Raw genomic sequence first — 1,063 nt, 5'->3', positions numbered from 1 at the left:
GGCGCGCCCACGGCAGCCGGCACCTATGATGTGACGGTGACGGCCACCGACAGCGCTGGCGAGGCTGTCTCCGACACCTTCGCCCTCGTCGTCGCCGCCGCCGATCCGGTGGTGTTCCAGCCCATCGTCATCCAGGCGGAGAGTGGCACAGCGACCATTCTGGATCGGGACACCAATACCAACGATACGACCGTCCGCGATGCAAGCAACCCGGAGACGGGATCGCAATATCCAGGTGGGAGCGGATTGCGGCCGGATTACTCAGGAACCGGCTACGTCGACTTCGGGGATACTGCGGGTGATATGTTTACCTACCGTGTCCAGATCGCTGAGGCAGGAAGTTACGATCTCAACATACGCTATGCGTCGAATGGCGACCGTCCGCTGAACCTGATTGTTAACAGCGGGTCGGCGCAGACGCTTCCATTCATCGCAACCGGAACGAGCGCTCCCGGCCCTGCTGAAGGCTTCAACAACTGGAAATTCCAGACGGTCACGGTTCGGCTTGAGGCGGGCGAGAATACGATCAGTCTCGCCATTCCGCCAAACGCAACCACTGGTCCGAATCTCGACCGCATCGAGATCACCCAGGCAGCCCCGGTCAACCAAGCTCCTACGGCGGTAACACTCAGCGCCGTGACCACGGAAGTGGTGGAAAATGTCGACCATACGACCGGTCTCAAGGTGGCCGACATTGTCGTTGCCGATGACGCACTGGGCACCAACAATCTCGCCCTGACGGGCACGGATGCTGCCTCGTTTGAGATCCGTGGCACCGAGCTGTACTTCGTGGGCACGGCCGATTACGAAACCCTGGCGAGCTACAGTGTCGCTGTCACGGTCGATGATGCCAGCCTGGGCACCGGGGTGGATGCCACCTCAGCCACCTTTATCCTCCCTGTCACCAATGTCGACGAGGCGCCCGCCAACCGTGCACCGGTTGTGGTGGATGGCGGCATTGCCGATGCGACGGTGGCCGAGGACAGCGCGTTCAACCTCGATCTGAGCACCCGGTTCAGCGATGCCGATGGCGAGAGCCTGACCTTCTCGGCCGCCGGCCTGC

1 protein-coding gene is annotated in these 1,063 nt (G+C 62.1%); it reads left to right on the top strand.

From position 1 onward, the window contains the following. A partial coding sequence (locus tag ACFOYU_RS15255; protein ID WP_377034248.1) for a CBM35 domain-containing protein occupies positions 1-1,063 on the top strand: 1,063 nt, incomplete at both ends.

The sequence above is a fragment of the Microvirga sp. GCM10011540 genome, from assembly GCF_042650665.1.
In the GTDB taxonomy this organism is placed as follows: Bacteria; Pseudomonadota; Alphaproteobacteria; order Rhizobiales; family Beijerinckiaceae; genus Microvirga; species Microvirga lenta.
Note: the sequence above shows the minus strand (reverse complement) of the source record. Positions and strands in the feature narration are given on the sequence as shown.